Genomic DNA, 16,258 nt, shown 5'->3' with positions numbered 1-16,258 from the left:
ATCATCAATTTAAATTCATAAAAATGAACTATACAAATATCACCATAGCAGGAAGCGGAGTTTTAGGATATCAAATTGCTTTTCAATCTGCATTTCATGGATTTAGGGTTACTGTTTATGACATTAATGATGAAGTTTTAGATAAAGCAAAAGCAAAATTTAATTTAATGAGTAAAGCATTTAAACGAGACTTAAATGCTACACAAGAACAATTAGAACAAACATTTGAAAATTTAAACTATACTTCAGATTTAAAAGAGTCTGTTAAAGACGCTGATTTATTGATTGAAGCCGTCCCTGAAAATCCAACTATAAAAATTGATTTTTATGAAAAACTAGCAAAAGTAGCCCCTAAAAAAACTATTTTTGCTACAAATTCATCTACTCTTCTTCCGAGTCAGTTTGCCGATTCAACAGGAAGACCTTCAAAATTTTTAGCTTTACATTTCGCCAACGATATTTGGCTTCATAATACAGCAGAAATTATGGGGCATCCAGCTACAGATCCTAAAGTATTTGAAGATGTTGTTGCTTTTGCTAAAGCAATTGGTATGTTAACACTACCTCTACACAAAGAACAACCTGGATATATATTAAACTCTTTATTAGTACCACTATTAAGCGCAGCTACAGATTTACTGATAAAAGGAGTTGCAGACCCCGAAACAATAGACAAGACGTGGATGAAAGCTACCGGTGCTCCTGTTGGCCCTTTTGCGATATTGGACATTGTTGGAATTACCACAGCTTATAACATTAATAAAATGACTGCTGAAAAAACAGAAGATCCTATTAAACTAGAAACCGTAGCTTATCTTAAAGAAAATTTTATTGATAAAAACAAATTAGGTGTTTCTACAGGTGAAGGTTTTTATAAATATCCAAAACCTTCATATAAAAATCCGGATTTCTTGAAATAGATGAAAGAGTTATTTAATATTGACTTTAGTAAAAAAAATACTTTACTATGATTAATACCACAACAACTCTCAATCAAGCTAATATCTAGATATGATATTAGCGAAATTGGAAAAATCCTACTTCAAAAATTAAAATCTGATGAATAAAAAATTACTATTCTTATATGCAATATTAATTGTCTTTTCTTTATCCTGCACTCATAAAAAAGAAACGATAACACCCGAAGTTAAAAATATTACCGAAAGTGTGTATGCCTCTGGGTTTATCAAAAGTAAAAATCAATATGATGTATATAGTCTTTCCAATGGTCTTATAAAGAAGGTTTTTGTTACCGAAGGAATGCATGTTAAAAAAGGTGATCCAATTTTTCAATTAGACGATAAAAATTTAAAACTAGCCACAGAAAACGCAAAACTGGTTTCAACTGCTTCTGACTATCATACCAACGCTGATAAATTACTTGATGCTCAAAAAGCAATTGAATTGGCTAAAAAAAAACTCCATAACGATTCTTTACTTTTTTATAGACAAAAAAACCTTTGGAGCAAAAACATAGGAAGTAAAATTGAATTTGAACAAAAAGAATTAAATTTTGAAAACTCAAAAGTAAATTTAAATAATATCAAGACCAATTACGAAGTACTAAAACGCGAATTAAAACTGTTATCCCAACAAAGTAAAAATAACTTAAAAATAGCAGAGAGATTAGAAGACGATTTTATTGTTAGAAGTAAATTAAATGGAATTGTTTATAAAATAAATAAAGAAAACGGTGAATTTGTAAATGGAACAGAACCTGTAGCTATTATTGGTGAAGATCAATTTAAAATAGAATTAAACATCGACGAGCTTGATATTGTAAAAATAAAAAAAGATCAACAAGTATTCATAAGAATGGATAGCTATAAATCTCAAGTTTTTGAAGCCAAAATTATAGCAATTAACCCAATGATGAATATACGAACTCGATCTTTTCAAGCAGATGCAATATTCACCAAAAATCCTACAGAACTTTTCCCAAACCTTACTGTTGAAGCAAATATCCTTATCAACACAAAACAAAAAGCACTAACAATTCCAAGAAATTATTTACTTAACGACACAACTGTTATTCTTAAAGGTGGCACTCTTCAAAAAATAGAAATAGGGCTAATGGATTATGATTTGGTTGAAATAAAAAGTGGTTTAAATAAAACCACAAAAATCGAATTACCGCAATAATGAAAATAAAACACATCACAGAAATTTCTGGTGCTCTTATGCGTGCTAGATGGAAACAAACACTTGTTGCAATTGTTGGTGTTACCTTTAGTATTGCTTTTTTTATCTCTCTTTTGGGCTTTATGGAAGGTTTAAATCAATTACTAGATGGAATCGTTTTAAACCGCACTCCGCACATACGGCTTTACAACGATATTCTTCCTTCTAAAAAACAACCAATTGATCTAAACGCTACTTACAAAAATCATCATAATTTTATCAGTTCTGTAAAACCAACAAATACCCGTAAAGAAATTTACAATGCAACGCAGATTATAAATAAACTAAACAAAGATCAACGAGTTTTAGGTGTAAGTCCTAAAATAACTGCTCAAGTGTTTTATAATCTTGGAAATATTGACTTAAATGGAATTATAAACGGTGTGGATGTTGATAAAGAAGCTGAACTTTTTTCTTTTAATGATTACGTTGTTGGAGGAAATCTACAAAAACTTAAAACAACCTTAAATAGCATTATACTCGGACAAGGAGCAGCAAATACAATGAGAGCCAAAGTAGGAGATATCATTACCGTTACTTCTACTGAAGGAGAACAATTTTCTTTGAAAGTTGTAGGTTTCTTTAAGTCGGGTATTGCAGAAATAGATAAGGTTCAAAGTTATGCTAATATATCAACTACCCAAAAAATACTTGGAAAGAACAGTAATTATATTAGCGATATTCAAATAAAACTTAAAGAGATGTCCTTAGCGCCTACCCTAGCCCATGAATATGAGAGTTTTTTTAAAATTGATGCAGAAGACATACAAACTGCCAATGCTCAATTTGAAACAGGTAGCAGTGTTCGCTCTATTATTTCATATGCCGTTGGGGTTACTTTACTGATTGTATCTGGATTTGGAATTTACAATATTCTAAACATGCTTATCTATGAAAAAATGGATACAATTGCCATTTTAAAAGCAACTGGATTTGCTGGTACAGATGTTAAAAAAATCTTTATTTCAATTTCATTAAGTATTGGAATTACAGGTGCAATAACGGGTTTGCTTTTTGGTTTTTTACTCTCTCTATCTATCGATGCAATTCCTTTTAATTCACCATCGCTACCAACCGTAACAACTTATCCAATTGATTATGGAATACAATATTATTCTATAGCTGCTATATTTGCTTTAATTACTACTTTTTTAGCAGGATGGTTTCCTGCTAAAAAAGCAAGTAAAATTGATCCTGTAATTATAATTCGAGGAAAGTAAATGAAAAATAAAATAGTCTTAGAAGCTAAATCTATCAATAAATCTTTTTACAATCCGGTAAAAGTAGATGTCTTAAAGGATATCAACTTTAACCTTACTCGTGGCGAATATGCTTCTATCATTGGTAGATCAGGAAGCGGAAAATCTACCTTACTCTATATTCTTTCTACAATGGACACAGACTTTACTGGTGAACTCATCATTGATGGAATTAGCATTCGTGGAAAAACAGAAAAACAACTTGCTGCCGTTAGAAATGAAAAAATAGGATTTGTTTTTCAATTCCATTACCTATTAAATGAGTTTACTGCATTAAAAAATGTAATGCTACCAGGTTTTAAGTTAGATAAATTAAGTGAAGAAGAATTAGAACATAATGCCTATGAATTCTTAAAAGATTTAGGAATTGAAAAATTAGCGCATAAAATGGCATATCAATTATCTGGTGGAGAAAAACAACGTGTTGCAATAGCAAGAGCCCTAATTAATGATCCACTTGTTATTATGTGTGATGAACCTACTGGGAATTTAGACACCAAGAACGCTGATATTGTATTCAATATATTTAAAGAACTTACAGAGGCTTATAACAAAACATTATTAGTGGTAACTCATGATCTAAATTTTGCAAAAAAAACAGGACGCATTATAGAACTAGATGACGGTAAAATTATATAAAACTCTAAATGATATCCAATTTTATAACTTTATTTTTAGATCTAAACATCCTTGATATTATTAACGTTTGAGACTCAACATCAACAAAAAAGAGCAAAAATATTTTATTTATTTCATCTTTAATGTTTTAATGTTTTTATCTATTTCTAATAATTCTGCATTATAAAAACACCAAACAAACCAAATCAATATTACACCTAATAGTAAAGTAAAAACTAAAGCAAAAAATTTTCTATCTCTTTTCTTTAACATTTGGCTAAGTTGTAAAAAATTAGCCAACATTTTAATTCATATAGCGTTACAAAAGCGTTACAATTTTTAACTAACTAAATTCAAGCATATTAAAAATCAATAAAAACACTTTTTAAGAATTTTTCTAAAAAAAAGCTTAGTTTATTTAAATTTTTGAACAAACTCATACAAATCTTTTTGACTATCTATATCTAATTTTTTTCGAATACGATGTTTTGTTACACGTATTGTATTTGTAGAAATACCTAGTACTAATCCCATTTCGTTATTATTTAAATCTAGTCTTTCTAAACACAAACAACGCACTTCTGCTTGAGTCAAAATTGGATAATTTGTAATAATAGAAGGAATAAACTTAGGATACACTTCATTAAATAAGCCTTGAAACTGTTTCCAATCATTTTGGGTTAAAATGTTTTTTCCCTTTAACTGAGAAAGCAAATCTGAATTATTCTCTTTATTTAATTCAGTTATTAAATTGTTGTCTTGTCTAATTTTTTGAGTTAAATTTTTTAATTGAGTTTTAGCATTACTTAACGCTATTTCTGTATTTTCTAATTCTAAATCTTTAATTTCTTGTTTATCTAAAAAATACTTGTTTCTAAACCAATAGGCAATAAAACTAAACAACAACAATATCCCAATTAATGTAATAATAAAATTTCTTTGGGTAATTTTTAATTGACTTTCTGTCTTTAGTTTTCCAACTTCGATAACTAACTCTTGCTCTTGTGCTTTTTGATTGGCTCGTAATAACTTTAGGCTATTGTATTTATCGTTATAAGTATTAACAGCCATCATTGTAGAATCTAGATACACAGCACTTAAATCTGCTTCATTATTAACTGCATACCATTTACTCATTATTGGATATAATTTCCGTAAACGATCAACCTGATTGGATTGCTTAATAAAACGTCTAGATTCGTCTATTTTCTGTTTTGCTTCTACAAGTCTGTTTTGTTTTAAATAAATGTCGGCTAAAGAAATGGTTGCTCCTGCAGCCAATCCAGTTTCTTTAATCGCCAATGCATTTTTAATATCTTCTTTAAATAAAGGAATTGCTTTTTTATAATTACCTTCTAAATAATAATTATATCCTAAATTTCCGGAAGCAATCCCTTTCCAAGTTTTCATTTTAAATTCAGAAGTATCTTCAATTATTTTTAGAAAATACGATTCTGCAAGTTTTAATTCCCCCATGTTTTGATAACACAACCCTACTGAATTTTGAGCTTCTAAAACAGCTTTTTTATTGAATTCTGTTTTTTTTAAGTTACTAGACTTTTTATAATAGGTAATGGACTTATCATAATCTTTAAAAAAATAATAACATCGTCCGATATAATTTAAATGATAAGACATGTTTGGAAAGTTCTCTGCATCCATCTTATCTAAAAGCTTTGAAGATTGCAATAACCACTCAAATGCTTTTTCATATTTTTTGATATTCCAATAATGATTAGAAATAACTTGTATCGCTCTTTCCTCTACATGAAGAATACCTTCTTTTTTACTTTTATCAACTACATTAATTAAATTATTGATTAACTCTGGATATTTATATCCATACAGAAACCAATAAGCATATGCTTCTAATAATTCTGCTTCTAAGACAAGTTCTAAATCATTGTTTTCTATAGCCCACAACTTCATTTCTTGTGTATAGTCATGTGCAAACAAACTATCTTTACGGCTTTTATTAATTATATTTCTGTATAACACATCAATATCATCAACTTTGTCCTTGTATGGTTTGTGAAGAGTTTGCCTATATTGTCCAAACGAAAATGTGTAATTTATTAAAAAGAAGAAAGTAACTAATTTTAGAACTACATTAGGAGGCATAATAACTGGGGGTTAATTATTTGCTAAATTAAGAAAACTCTTTATCAATACATTATGCAGTATCAAAATTATTTTTCACAAACATTTTGTAGGTTGTTTAACTTGTTTTCCCACGATTTTTTCATCATTCTAGTAAAATTCGATTTCATAAAAGAGCCAACCGTTGTTAACTCTGCATACAATTCTGTGATAACTTTAGTACTTGTTTCCGTTTCTTTTTCTAACTTTATAAGATAAGAAAAATGCCTTGTAAGCATTAAATCTTCTGTAGTTTCTCCATAAGCCAATTGATTTCTATCGTAAGAAGATATTGTTTCAAAATTAAGATTTCCAATATTTAACACACAATTGTGCTGTGTACCAATTCTGTTTAATTTGTTTTCGTCAAATTCTATTCTTTTAGCTTCTTTATCCCAAAGGTGACGATATTTTAACTCACTCACATATTTGTATACCTCATCAATATTAGCCTCAAAGACATGTTTAAACTTTAAGAAAGGGCTTGTATAATCTTTATTATTTTTCTTTAAATCTATTTTATGATTAATTGTTTCTTTGACATACCCAAAGTTTTTATAAAAATAATCTAGCTTCTTTAAATCATAAGTTTCACTAGACTTTGTCCAAGTTTGGTTTAATGAATTATGATATAAATTATAGGCATTTTCTGTTAATAACAAATATTCATTTATAGGTATCTTATTTTTCAGCAACCTATGAATTGTTATAACCTCTCTTCCGTATGGTTTTTTAATATGTTTAACTTTTATAAAATTTAACGCACCATAATGCACTAAAAATTTAAGTTCTAAATTTGTAGTAGTTCTGCAAGATCCACAATTACAAATACGTTTTGTTTCGTAACTTTTTGTATGCTCATGAAACTTTTCGAGCATTTGTGTTGTTTGATTAATAAGTCTTTTATAATCAGGAATTTTAGTTGCAAAAAGAAAAAGAGCATCTCCTTCAATTTCTACTAGTTCAAAATCTTCTGTAGCAATATCTAATAATATTTCTAATAATTCTGATATTATATGGATACTATGCTCCACTTCTGTATGATTCACAAAGTTTGTAAACCCACTAATATCTGGCATAAAATAGAGTGCTTTTTGTATCATCCAAAAGTTTTAAAAAAGTTTCTTTTTATATAATATTTTTATAAGAAGGTTAATCATTCAAATACCTTTTGGACCAAACTGAAATCATCAATCCAACAAATTCAGAGTCTTCTTTATTACTTAACAAATGATCTGCTTTATCTAATGAAATAAATGACTTAGGGTGTTTTGCTGATTTATAAATTTTAGCAGCATTCTCAATCTCTACTGTAGTATCTATGGGCGAATGAAAAATAAGTAAGGGAACATTTAAGTTTACAGTTACTTTTTCAATTTTTTTACTTTTTATATCATTTAAAAATTGTTCTTTTATTTTAAAAGGTCTTCCTCCAATAGATAATTCTGCTTCTCCATTTTCTATAATTTTAGATACACTACCACTAAACAAATGAGAAACATGAGAAGGATTTGAAGGGGCACCAATAGTTACAACTGCTTTAATTGATGGTATTTGATGTTTTGCAAAAAGAACGGCAGCACCACCTAATGAGTGACCAATCAAAATAGAAGGAGCTTTATAATTGGTTTTTAAATAATCTGCAGCAGCAATTAAATCATCTACATTACTCGTAAAATTTGTATCTTCAAAATCACCTTCACTTTCTCCTAAACCTGTAAAATCAAATCTAAAAACAGCGATTCCTTTGCTATTTAATGCCTTACCAATGTTTCTTACTGCTGTTAAGTTTTTATTGCAAGTAAAACAATGTGCAAAAATGGCATAACCTATTATTTTTTCATCTGGAAACTCTAATAATGCCGCTAAATGTTGACCTTGATTATTTTTAAATTTTATTTTTTCTTTCATTTAAATTTCTTTTTTATTTTTTTAGTAAACAATAGTTAGAACTTATTTTATTGTTTAAAAACAAGGCCAGCAAGCTAATTGGCAATGCTATTAATAACCATCCACTTACACCACAAACCAATTCAAAAAACAAACTTTGCATCGTGTTAAAAAAAGAAACATCATAAGCATTTTTAATTTCTTGGATGGTTAATAGAGTATGATTGATATCCATAATACTCTCTCCAAAATGAATAAAAGGTAGAAAAAAAAGATATTGTAACGGAGAAGCCAAATAACTGACAACAATCATAATAGGCAAATTCAATTTCAGTTTTACTGAAACAAGTGTGATTAACAATGTTGTTACTCCAAAAACAGGAAATACAGTAAATAACAAACTAACAATTATAGCTTTTGTTACCTCTTTTGTGCTTAAACCTTCTTGAAAAGGTGCCTTTATTTTTTTAATGATATGTTTATAATTAATAATCATTTTATTTACTTCAACATCATTGGTTTAATTATTCGACGTTTACAAATCATTTTCCTGACATTTTTTTATTATGAAAACGAAAAACCCAAGGTAAAAGAGTTTACTTTGGGTTTTCTTAAAAATAAAATTGCTGTTAACTAATAATTTGCTTCAACGGTAACTTCAACAATTTTAGCAATATTTTTAGAAGGTTTTCCTTTTTTAAAAGCCACTTCATAATCTGCCAATGTTACATTGAATTTAGATGTAAGATTAACTTTCCCTTCTTTTATGGTAAAAGTTACGCCTTCTTTTATAGATTTACTAACACCGTTTATAGTTAAAACTCCTTCTACGTTTACCATATAAGAGCCATCTTTATTAAACTTTACAGCATTAAGATTTGTTATTTTCCCTTTCAATTTTGCTTTAGGATTTGCTTTTGTATTTAAAAACTTTTTACTGTTGAAATGTTTTTGCATTAGTGATTTTTCAAATTCAAAACTTTGCATAGGTACAGAAAACACAATATCTCCTGTAGTAGTATCAATAGTACTTACTGATTTAAAATTATTCGCTTCTATATCTTCTACCGGTGTTGTTGAGAAAAATTTTATATGCGTATTGGTACTAACTTGTTTTTGAGCAAATGCACTTAATGAGATAATTACTAAGGCAACGATTGTTAAGAATGATTTTTTCATTTTTTTAAAGGTTTTAATTATTATTTATTTGATTTATTATTTACTAGATAATTTATTGAGTGATGATATCACACTTTTCAAGGATTATATTTTCGTACATATCTAAATCCTCATCAAAAGTGGCCCCAGAGCGTATGACACCTTTAACAATGATGATATCTCCTGTTTTAATACTTGTAGTATGAGAATTCGTGTTTTGTGTAAATGTGCAACTTACACCTGCTTTATCTGTAGTAGATTTTAAAAGAATAACTTTTTGATGGTTGAAGTCTTCAGAAATTTGGGCAACCATACCCTCAATTTCTAAAATTTTAGAATTCCCTTCTTCATCTAAATATTTATTGTTTGCTTTATCAGCATCGGCTAAATATTCATTTACAATTTCACTTGCCTTATAACGGAAGTCGGTTGCAGTGTTTTGAACATCCCTATGAGGCTTAAAAAACATCATAACTACTATGATGCCTGCAATTATAATTCCTATTCCTAAGATTATAATTATTTTTTTTCTGATACTCATTTTATTATCTATTTTTTGTTTTACCAAAGAATAGACTATGAGTTTTTAATTCCTGACAAAATAAATTAAAAAAAAATTATTTTTTTAATTCTTCTAGAATTTTAGCCTTTCTATCTTCTGAAAGTTGGGCCTTATTATGTGATGTATTATGATTGAACAAATTCTCTAAAGACTTATCTAAAAATTGCGATCTTTTCTCATAAGCATTACAAGTTTTACACACCGATTTATGCAATCTTAACTGTGCTTTTTCAAGAAAAGAAAGTCTAGAAAAAGTTTTCTTATCAATTAACTCTGTTGTCTTTTTACAAGAGTTTATGAATTTGTTTAGTAACTTTTGCGTTAATTTTTTCATTCAATTCTGTTTTTTATTCCCAATTTGTTTCTAAACATTCTTTTAGTAAAAGTTTAGCTCTATGTACTATCTGCCAATAATTCGACACAGTTATATCTAAATCCTGACAAATTTCATTAGCCTTTTTATCTGTTAAATATTTAGAAGTAATAGCTACTTTCCATTTTTGGGGTAAACGATCAATACAGTTGGCCATAACACCATTAAAGTCAACATTATCTAATAAATGTTCCTCTTGTTCCCAAATTTGGTGTATTTCTCTAGATTTCCATGTGTTATTTTCATCAAATAAATTATCAGACAACTCATAACCAGTCATTTCCGAAATCTTAAATTCATGTTTTTTAACTCTCGAATTTTTTCGATAAAAATCGATGATTTTATTATTTAAAATAGAAAACAACCATGTTTTAGGACTGCTTTTTCTTTTAAAACTATCAATTTTATGATAAGCAGAAACAAAAGTATCTTGTACTAAATCTTCTGCAGTTTCTTTAGACGAAGTCTTATACAATGCCCAAGAATAAAGCACATCACTAAACTCACTAACCCATTTTTTAAAAATGATTTTGGCGTTTTCTTTGCCCTCTTCCATAAAAATTTAAGTATGTAGTTTTTACAAATCAAATGTACTATTTTAAGTTTAATTGAAATAAGCGATCAACATTAACACCTATGTGTCTTCAATGTTAAATCTTACATTTTATCTCCATAAATTTTAAAAACTTCTTTATACTTTTTTTATATTTATACATTTAGAAGAAATTAAAACATAATAGTATTAATTATAAATATAAAGCAATGAAGAAAGTATTATTTTTAACGGGAGATTTCACTGAAGATTATGAAACTATGGTTCCCTTTCAAATGTTAGAAATGGTTGGATACACAGTACATACCGTTTGTCCAGACAAGAAAAAAGGAGATATTATTAAGACAGCAATCCACGACTTTGAAGGAGATCAAACTTACACCGAAAAACCAGGACATAATTTTACATTAAATTATAGTTTTGATGATGTAAACGTTGATGATTATGACGGATTAGTTATTGCAGGAGGAAGAGCTCCTGAATACCTAAGATTAAATACTAACTTATTAGAAATGGTAAAACATTTTTTTAAGACCAATAAACCCGTTGCTTCCATTTGTCACGGAATACAAATTTTAACTGCAGCAAATGTTGTTAAGGGACGAAAACTAACTGCATACCCTGCCGTTGGACCTGAAGTAACATTAGCAGGAGGTGAATTTCAATCCATTCCAGCTGATGGTGTTTTTGTTGATGGAAACCTTGTTACTTCTCCTGCATGGCCTGCACACCCAAGTTTTATCAGAGAGTTTTTAAAAATTATGGGAGCAAAAATCACAATTTAATCTACTATCAAAAAAACTAAATGAGGTGTGTAATTACAAGCTATCCTTACAATTATAAATGACTCGCAAAATATGCTTTAAATAATGTTGAAGATCAATAAAAAAATTAATCATAATTTGTAAAATGCTAATTAGAAAAATCAAAACATGCAATATAGACTTCAAATCATTTTATTACTATCGCTAGTTTCATATAATACATCTATTTTTTCACAGAGAGCTACGTCTAAAAAGGCTACTTCTGTTTACCTTTCTATTCCTCCTTACAACCTAGAAACAGCAAATCCTAACAAATTCAACTACTCATTTGCAATGGGTAAAACGAGTTTTAAAACACCAAAAATATTTGAATCAAAAGAAGTATGTGTAGCTTCAGGAAGTAAAAATATTATTAAGGATGCAAAGAATATAAAAGTATTTAAATATAGTGTTCCGGCAGAAATAAAAAATGCCTTTCTCATCATAGAAACACCTAAAGGTGATATACTTTATACAGAAGAGTTTAACAACTTTAAAAAAACAGGTAGCCTAATAAATCAAACAATCAAAGTAATTTATGGAGAAAAAAAATGCTATTGGCACCCTCAGGTATTAGAAAAAACTTGGAAAGAAGACCAAAAAGAGTGGAAGAAAATTCAGCATGAAAAAATTAAGGCTGGTATTTTCGAAAATGCTCAAAAAATTGCTCAATCTATATTTAAATTTGGTTATGTAAATTATTCTGTAAATGTATATACAGGTAAGGGAGGCAAAGGAAATGATTATAGTGAATTGAATGAAGCACAAAAACAAGCCATTGCTACTTATAATAAAATAGCTAAAGAAGGTGTAATTAATCAGCAGTCTATCAACCAACTAACAATTCCTATTAATACCTGGTTAAAATATGTAGACCAAATTAATTTAAATAACAAAAAAGCTAAAATTAATAGAAAAGTAGCTCAAGGTTTGTATCTAAATTTAGCTACGGCATACTTTCAGATTCGCGATTTTAAAAAGGCTATAAAATACTTGGGACTACATGGAGATACTTATAGTAACCCTACATTTAAAGGCACAGATCAAGGTATAATCTATCTTTCAAAACTCATTACAGATCAACAAAGAGGGCTTACAGCCAACACTAAACTATCCAAAGATTTTACTGTTTTAAATAAAAAGATTAAATCTACTCGTAAAGTAAATATCCAGGTAGAAGACTTAGGAGAAGCCATGGCTAATGAGTTAGAAACACGTCATCATTTTTACTCTAAAGAAGCCAAAAAGAAAGCTTCTATTACTGCTAGTGGTGGAAGTATTTACAAAAAAAACATTAGACAAGGACGATATGGCTCAACTTTAATCATGATGACTATGTATGATGGAGATTTAAATAAGTTTCCTATTGAAGTTACCCAACTTGATGTAAAAGGAATGGTCTTTACCGGTGGTTATTCTTTTACAAATATCCCTGCGGAAATAGGTAATATGACCAATCTAATAGAGATTAACCTTACTGCTAGTTCTGTTTCTAGTATTCCTGAAGCTATTGGTAAATTGGTCAATTTAAAAAAATTAAACTTAAGTAGAACTCAGATTAAGTCACTTCCTCAGTCAATTAAAAATTTAAAAAATCTAAAAGAATTAAATATTAAGAAAACAAAGATTTCTGCAGCAGAATTAGCAAAGATTAAATCTTGGTTACCAAAAAAATGTAAGATAAAAGCATAACAACTTAAAACCAAATGGGCTCAACAAACCTATATAACAATAATTATTAATAACTCTAAAATTGCTGAAACTAAATCAATAGTATAAGAATTATATTTTTTAAAAACACTTTGTTAATACTTTTTTTTTAATTAATTTTAAATGCTATTTGAGAAGAATGAATAAAATACCTACCCTTTTTTTAGAGCAAAAGGTTCATAGAAAGAAACCTCAATTACTTATCAAATTTAAGTATAACGATACTATTATCAATTTGTTAAGAAAAATTCCTGATGCTAAATGGAGCAACACAATAAAGTCTTGGTATATAAAAGACAGCAAAGAAAATTTAGCTTTAATTATAAATACTTTTAAAGATATTACAAGCATTGATACCAGTAAAATATCTAAAAAAAATGTTTTTAAAAGGAATTTAACAGAAGCCCAAAAGAAGCTTCTAAATAATTTTTACATCTATTTAAAAGGAAAAAGATACAGTATAAGCACCATACAAACTTATACTTTCTTTGTTGCAGATTTCGTAAACTTTCATACAAAAACACCTTTAGAAGAATTAACAAATAGAGATGTTGAGCTTTTTATAGAAAAAGTATTCATAGAAAGAAGCTACTCTATAAGTTCACAAAGACAATTTATAAGTGCCTTAAAGATTTTTATTAACTTTTATCCAAAAACAAAAATTAATGATTTAATCTTAGAGAGGCCAAAAAAATCTAGAAAGCTACCAAATGTTTTATCACAAGAAGAAATAATACGTATTATTCAAGTTACTAAAAATTTAAAACATAGAGCCATTATTGCCTTAATATATTCTTGCGGATTACGTATAAGTGAATTGATTAATTTAGAATTAAAAGATTTTCACATTGAAAGAAAACAACTGATTATAAGAAATGGAAAAGGCAGAAAAGATAGATATGTAAGTTTAGCGGAAAGTTTTTTACCCTTATTATCTAACTATTATTATAGTTATAAGCCAAATAGATATTTCGTTGAAGGAAAAAATAACGTAAAATACAGTACAGAAAGTGTAAGACAATTTTTAAGAAAGAGTTGTGCAAAAGCTAACATAAAAAAAACAGTTACACCACATACTTTACGACACAGTTATGCAACCCATTTATTAGAAAATGGTGTTGACATTAGATATATACAATCGTTATTAGGGCATGCGAAACCAGAAACCACAATGATCTATACACACGTAAAAAGAAAAGATTTAATGGAAATTCAAAACCCACTAGATACCGCATTACAAAAATTAAACAAAATAGATAAAGACAAGAAAAAACTTTTATTATCCGGAAATATTTAATGGATAAATAATATATTTGTTTTTATATAACGAGTTGGCAACAAGGCTTCCCATCAAACGGCTGAAATGAAAAAAAATAAAAAACTACTTGTTTATTATTAAATTAAAGTGTACAATTGCATTCTGTTTTTACAGAAAAAAAAATTAGAAGTTGAACGTCATTCTCAATTTCTAAAATTTAAAAAACAAGAATGACATAACTAAAATTATTTTATTATGAAAAGTTTAGAATTAAATCAAATGGAAAACATCTATGGAGAAGGATGGAGTTGGAAAGGTTGCGCAGGAGGCGGATCTGGATTAGCTATTGCATACGCAGGAAATGCAGCAGCAGTAATAGTTGGTGGTTGGTGGGGTCTTGCAGGCGCTGCAATTGTTGGATGTGTTATTGGCGGTGTAGGTGCTGGTGTCTCATAGCTATAAAATGAAAAAAGAAAACTTAAACCAAATGGTTTAAGTTTTCTTTAATCTATACTTCCTAATAATTTAGAAAAATGATAAAAATATTACAATACAATTTTCTTACATTATCTCGTTTTAAAATATCTAAATATCAATTTGCTCCTGAATATATAGCTTTTTTTATAGTTACTGCATTATTTTCTGTGATTTTTATTGGTGTTTCTTCAGAGGAATCATTGATAGTGTATGAAAAAAAAATTATGAATTTTAATATTATTGCTTTATTCTATTTTATCGCTCCGATTTTGAGTGACATTTTTATGTATAAGTTTTATGACCCAAACTATCAATATTTTAAATTGTTATACCCCTTTAAAACCTCAAAAATTATATTTATTGATACCCTTGTAGAGCTATTTAGTTATAAAATATTATTTATCTTATGTTTTTTAATTGCCTATATACCATTTTGTTTAACATATGATTTAATACTCTTTGAAAATATATCTTTTATCGGTTTTTTTCTTATAATTACGACTTATATAAACTCTTGTTTATTTATTAGAATAGTAAAAGATTTAATTAAAAATAAAATTCAAAATTCTCATAAAAATTATTTAAAACTATTTATTGTCTTAATATTCATATTAATGACATTTAATGAAAACTATAATTTAATAGATTTAAATAATTCAAAAACAGTATATATATTTTTTAATTTTTCATTAATATCAATTCTAACTTTAATAGTTATACTCTATTTTATAAACGTAAAATATGATAGAGTTTAAAATCAAAAATTTTTTAATTATTTTTAAGAAAAATTTTATCAATTTATCGATAATAGATATAATAATTTTCAGTTTTTTTGTCAATACAAATTATTTATATTCTTTTCCTAAAATATTAAAAATTTCTATTTCTGTTTTTTTAATACAAAGTACTATTCTAAACTACACTCATACTAAATTTATAGAACCAATATTTCTCATTTCAGGTGCAAAAATAAAAAAATTAGTTTTAATTAATTTTTGGATTAACAACATCATTTTTTTGTTAATATCATTTTTATTAGTGATAATTAAAAAAACAAATATTATAGAAATTAGTGAAAATTTTTATATTTTAAATTCTTTAATTCTAATATCATTTATACTAAAATTTATAATCCCTTTTAAAAATATAGAATACTCTTTTATTAGAAAATCTATTATTCTCATTTTATTTTATTTTTTATTTAGTTTAACTATTACTGGTTTAAAAGCTCCTTTTGTAGGCTCTCTTGCAGTATTAACTATTTTTTTCATCACAAT

18 protein-coding genes are annotated in these 16,258 nt (G+C 27.6%); 9 read left to right on the top strand and 9 right to left on the bottom strand.

Annotated features, from left to right (window positions below; genetic code table 11):
* Positions 1–23 precede the first annotated feature (23 nt).
* The 4 genes from MC378_RS12805 (at position 24) to MC378_RS12790 (ending at position 4,079) form a co-directional block, all read left to right on the top strand.
* Positions 24–920, top strand: coding sequence for a 3-hydroxyacyl-CoA dehydrogenase (locus MC378_RS12805; protein WP_242179161.1), 897 nt, complete (start codon positions 24–26; stop codon positions 918–920).
* Between the two features lie 139 nt (positions 921–1,059).
* Complete coding sequence (locus tag MC378_RS12800) at positions 1,060–2,142, top strand: efflux RND transporter periplasmic adaptor subunit (RefSeq protein ID WP_242179160.1); 1,083 nt, start codon at positions 1,060–1,062, stop codon at positions 2,140–2,142.
* Positions 2,142–3,401, top strand: coding sequence for an ABC transporter permease (locus MC378_RS12795; protein WP_242179159.1), 1,260 nt, complete (start codon positions 2,142–2,144; stop codon positions 3,399–3,401). Before MC378_RS12800 ends, MC378_RS12795 begins: the two co-directional genes overlap by 1 nt.
* The gene (locus MC378_RS12790) at positions 3,402–4,079 is read left to right on the top strand and encodes an ABC transporter ATP-binding protein (protein WP_242179158.1); all 678 of its coding nucleotides are present in this window, start codon (positions 3,402–3,404) and stop codon (positions 4,077–4,079) included.
* A 108-nt stretch (positions 4,080–4,187) separates the two neighbouring features.
* Here the strand turns inward: MC378_RS12790 and MC378_RS12785 are convergent, their stop codons facing one another.
* The 9 genes from MC378_RS12785 to MC378_RS12745 form a co-directional block, all read right to left on the bottom strand.
* On the bottom strand, positions 4,188–4,331 hold the full coding sequence (locus tag MC378_RS12785) for a hypothetical protein (RefSeq protein WP_242179157.1): 144 nt from the start codon (positions 4,329–4,331) through the stop codon (positions 4,188–4,190).
* A 141-nt stretch (positions 4,332–4,472) separates the two neighbouring features.
* The gene (locus MC378_RS12780) at positions 4,473–6,179 is read right to left on the bottom strand and encodes a tetratricopeptide repeat protein (protein ID WP_242179156.1); all 1,707 of its coding nucleotides are present in this window, start codon (positions 6,177–6,179) and stop codon (positions 4,473–4,475) included.
* 68 nt (positions 6,180–6,247) lie between these two features.
* Positions 6,248–7,300: a DUF2652 domain-containing protein gene (locus tag MC378_RS12775; protein ID WP_242179155.1), complete on the bottom strand. Its 1,053-nt coding sequence runs from the start codon at positions 7,298–7,300 to the stop codon at positions 6,248–6,250.
* 49 nt (positions 7,301–7,349) lie between these two features.
* Entirely contained in the window at positions 7,350–8,108 is a 759-nt protein-coding gene (locus MC378_RS12770) for an alpha/beta hydrolase family protein (RefSeq protein ID WP_242179154.1), read from the bottom strand.
* A 13-nt stretch (positions 8,109–8,121) separates the two neighbouring features.
* Complete coding sequence (locus tag MC378_RS12765; RefSeq protein ID WP_242179153.1) at positions 8,122–8,583, bottom strand: DUF2062 domain-containing protein; 462 nt, start codon at positions 8,581–8,583, stop codon at positions 8,122–8,124.
* A gap of 137 nt (positions 8,584–8,720) precedes the next feature.
* Positions 8,721–9,266 carry a YceI family protein gene (locus tag MC378_RS12760; protein WP_242179152.1) on the bottom strand — a complete coding sequence of 182 codons (546 nt, stop codon included), beginning with the start codon at positions 9,264–9,266 and terminating at the stop codon, positions 8,721–8,723.
* Between the two features lie 52 nt (positions 9,267–9,318).
* Entirely contained in the window at positions 9,319–9,786 is a 468-nt protein-coding gene (locus MC378_RS12755; RefSeq protein WP_242179151.1) for an OB-fold putative lipoprotein, read from the bottom strand.
* Between the two features lie 76 nt (positions 9,787–9,862).
* Positions 9,863–10,141, bottom strand: a complete 279-nt coding sequence (locus tag MC378_RS12750) for a hypothetical protein (protein WP_242179150.1) — start codon at positions 10,139–10,141, stop codon at positions 9,863–9,865.
* Between the two features lie 13 nt (positions 10,142–10,154).
* Positions 10,155–10,736: a sigma-70 family RNA polymerase sigma factor gene (locus MC378_RS12745; protein ID WP_242179149.1), complete on the bottom strand. Its 582-nt coding sequence runs from the start codon at positions 10,734–10,736 to the stop codon at positions 10,155–10,157.
* A 206-nt stretch (positions 10,737–10,942) separates the two neighbouring features.
* On the opposite strand from MC378_RS12745, the gene MC378_RS12740 reads away from it, so the two are divergent.
* From MC378_RS12740 to MC378_RS12720, 5 genes are all read left to right on the top strand, one after another.
* Positions 10,943–11,518, top strand: a complete 576-nt coding sequence (locus tag MC378_RS12740; protein ID WP_242179148.1) for a DJ-1/PfpI family protein — start codon at positions 10,943–10,945, stop codon at positions 11,516–11,518.
* A gap of 147 nt (positions 11,519–11,665) precedes the next feature.
* The gene (locus tag MC378_RS12735; RefSeq protein ID WP_242179147.1) at positions 11,666–13,228 is read left to right on the top strand and encodes a leucine-rich repeat domain-containing protein; all 1,563 of its coding nucleotides are present in this window, start codon (positions 11,666–11,668) and stop codon (positions 13,226–13,228) included.
* A 157-nt stretch (positions 13,229–13,385) separates the two neighbouring features.
* Positions 13,386–14,543 (top strand): site-specific tyrosine recombinase/integron integrase, encoded by a 1,158-nt coding sequence (gene xerA / locus MC378_RS12730; protein WP_242179146.1) that lies wholly within the window; start codon positions 13,386–13,388, stop codon positions 14,541–14,543.
* Positions 14,544–14,759: 216 nt separating this feature from the next.
* The gene (locus MC378_RS12725) at positions 14,760–14,960 is read left to right on the top strand and encodes a hypothetical protein (protein WP_242179145.1); all 201 of its coding nucleotides are present in this window, start codon (positions 14,760–14,762) and stop codon (positions 14,958–14,960) included.
* A gap of 77 nt (positions 14,961–15,037) precedes the next feature.
* Positions 15,038–15,736, top strand: coding sequence for a hypothetical protein (locus MC378_RS12720; RefSeq protein ID WP_242179144.1), 699 nt, complete (start codon positions 15,038–15,040; stop codon positions 15,734–15,736).
* The last annotated feature ends 522 nt before the right edge of the window (positions 15,737–16,258 follow it).

The organism is Polaribacter marinus, assembly GCF_022662535.1.
Classification (GTDB): domain Bacteria; phylum Bacteroidota; class Bacteroidia; order Flavobacteriales; family Flavobacteriaceae; genus Polaribacter; species Polaribacter marinus.
The sequence above is the reverse complement of the archived record's forward strand: the minus strand, read 5'-3'. Positions and strand labels throughout refer to the sequence as shown.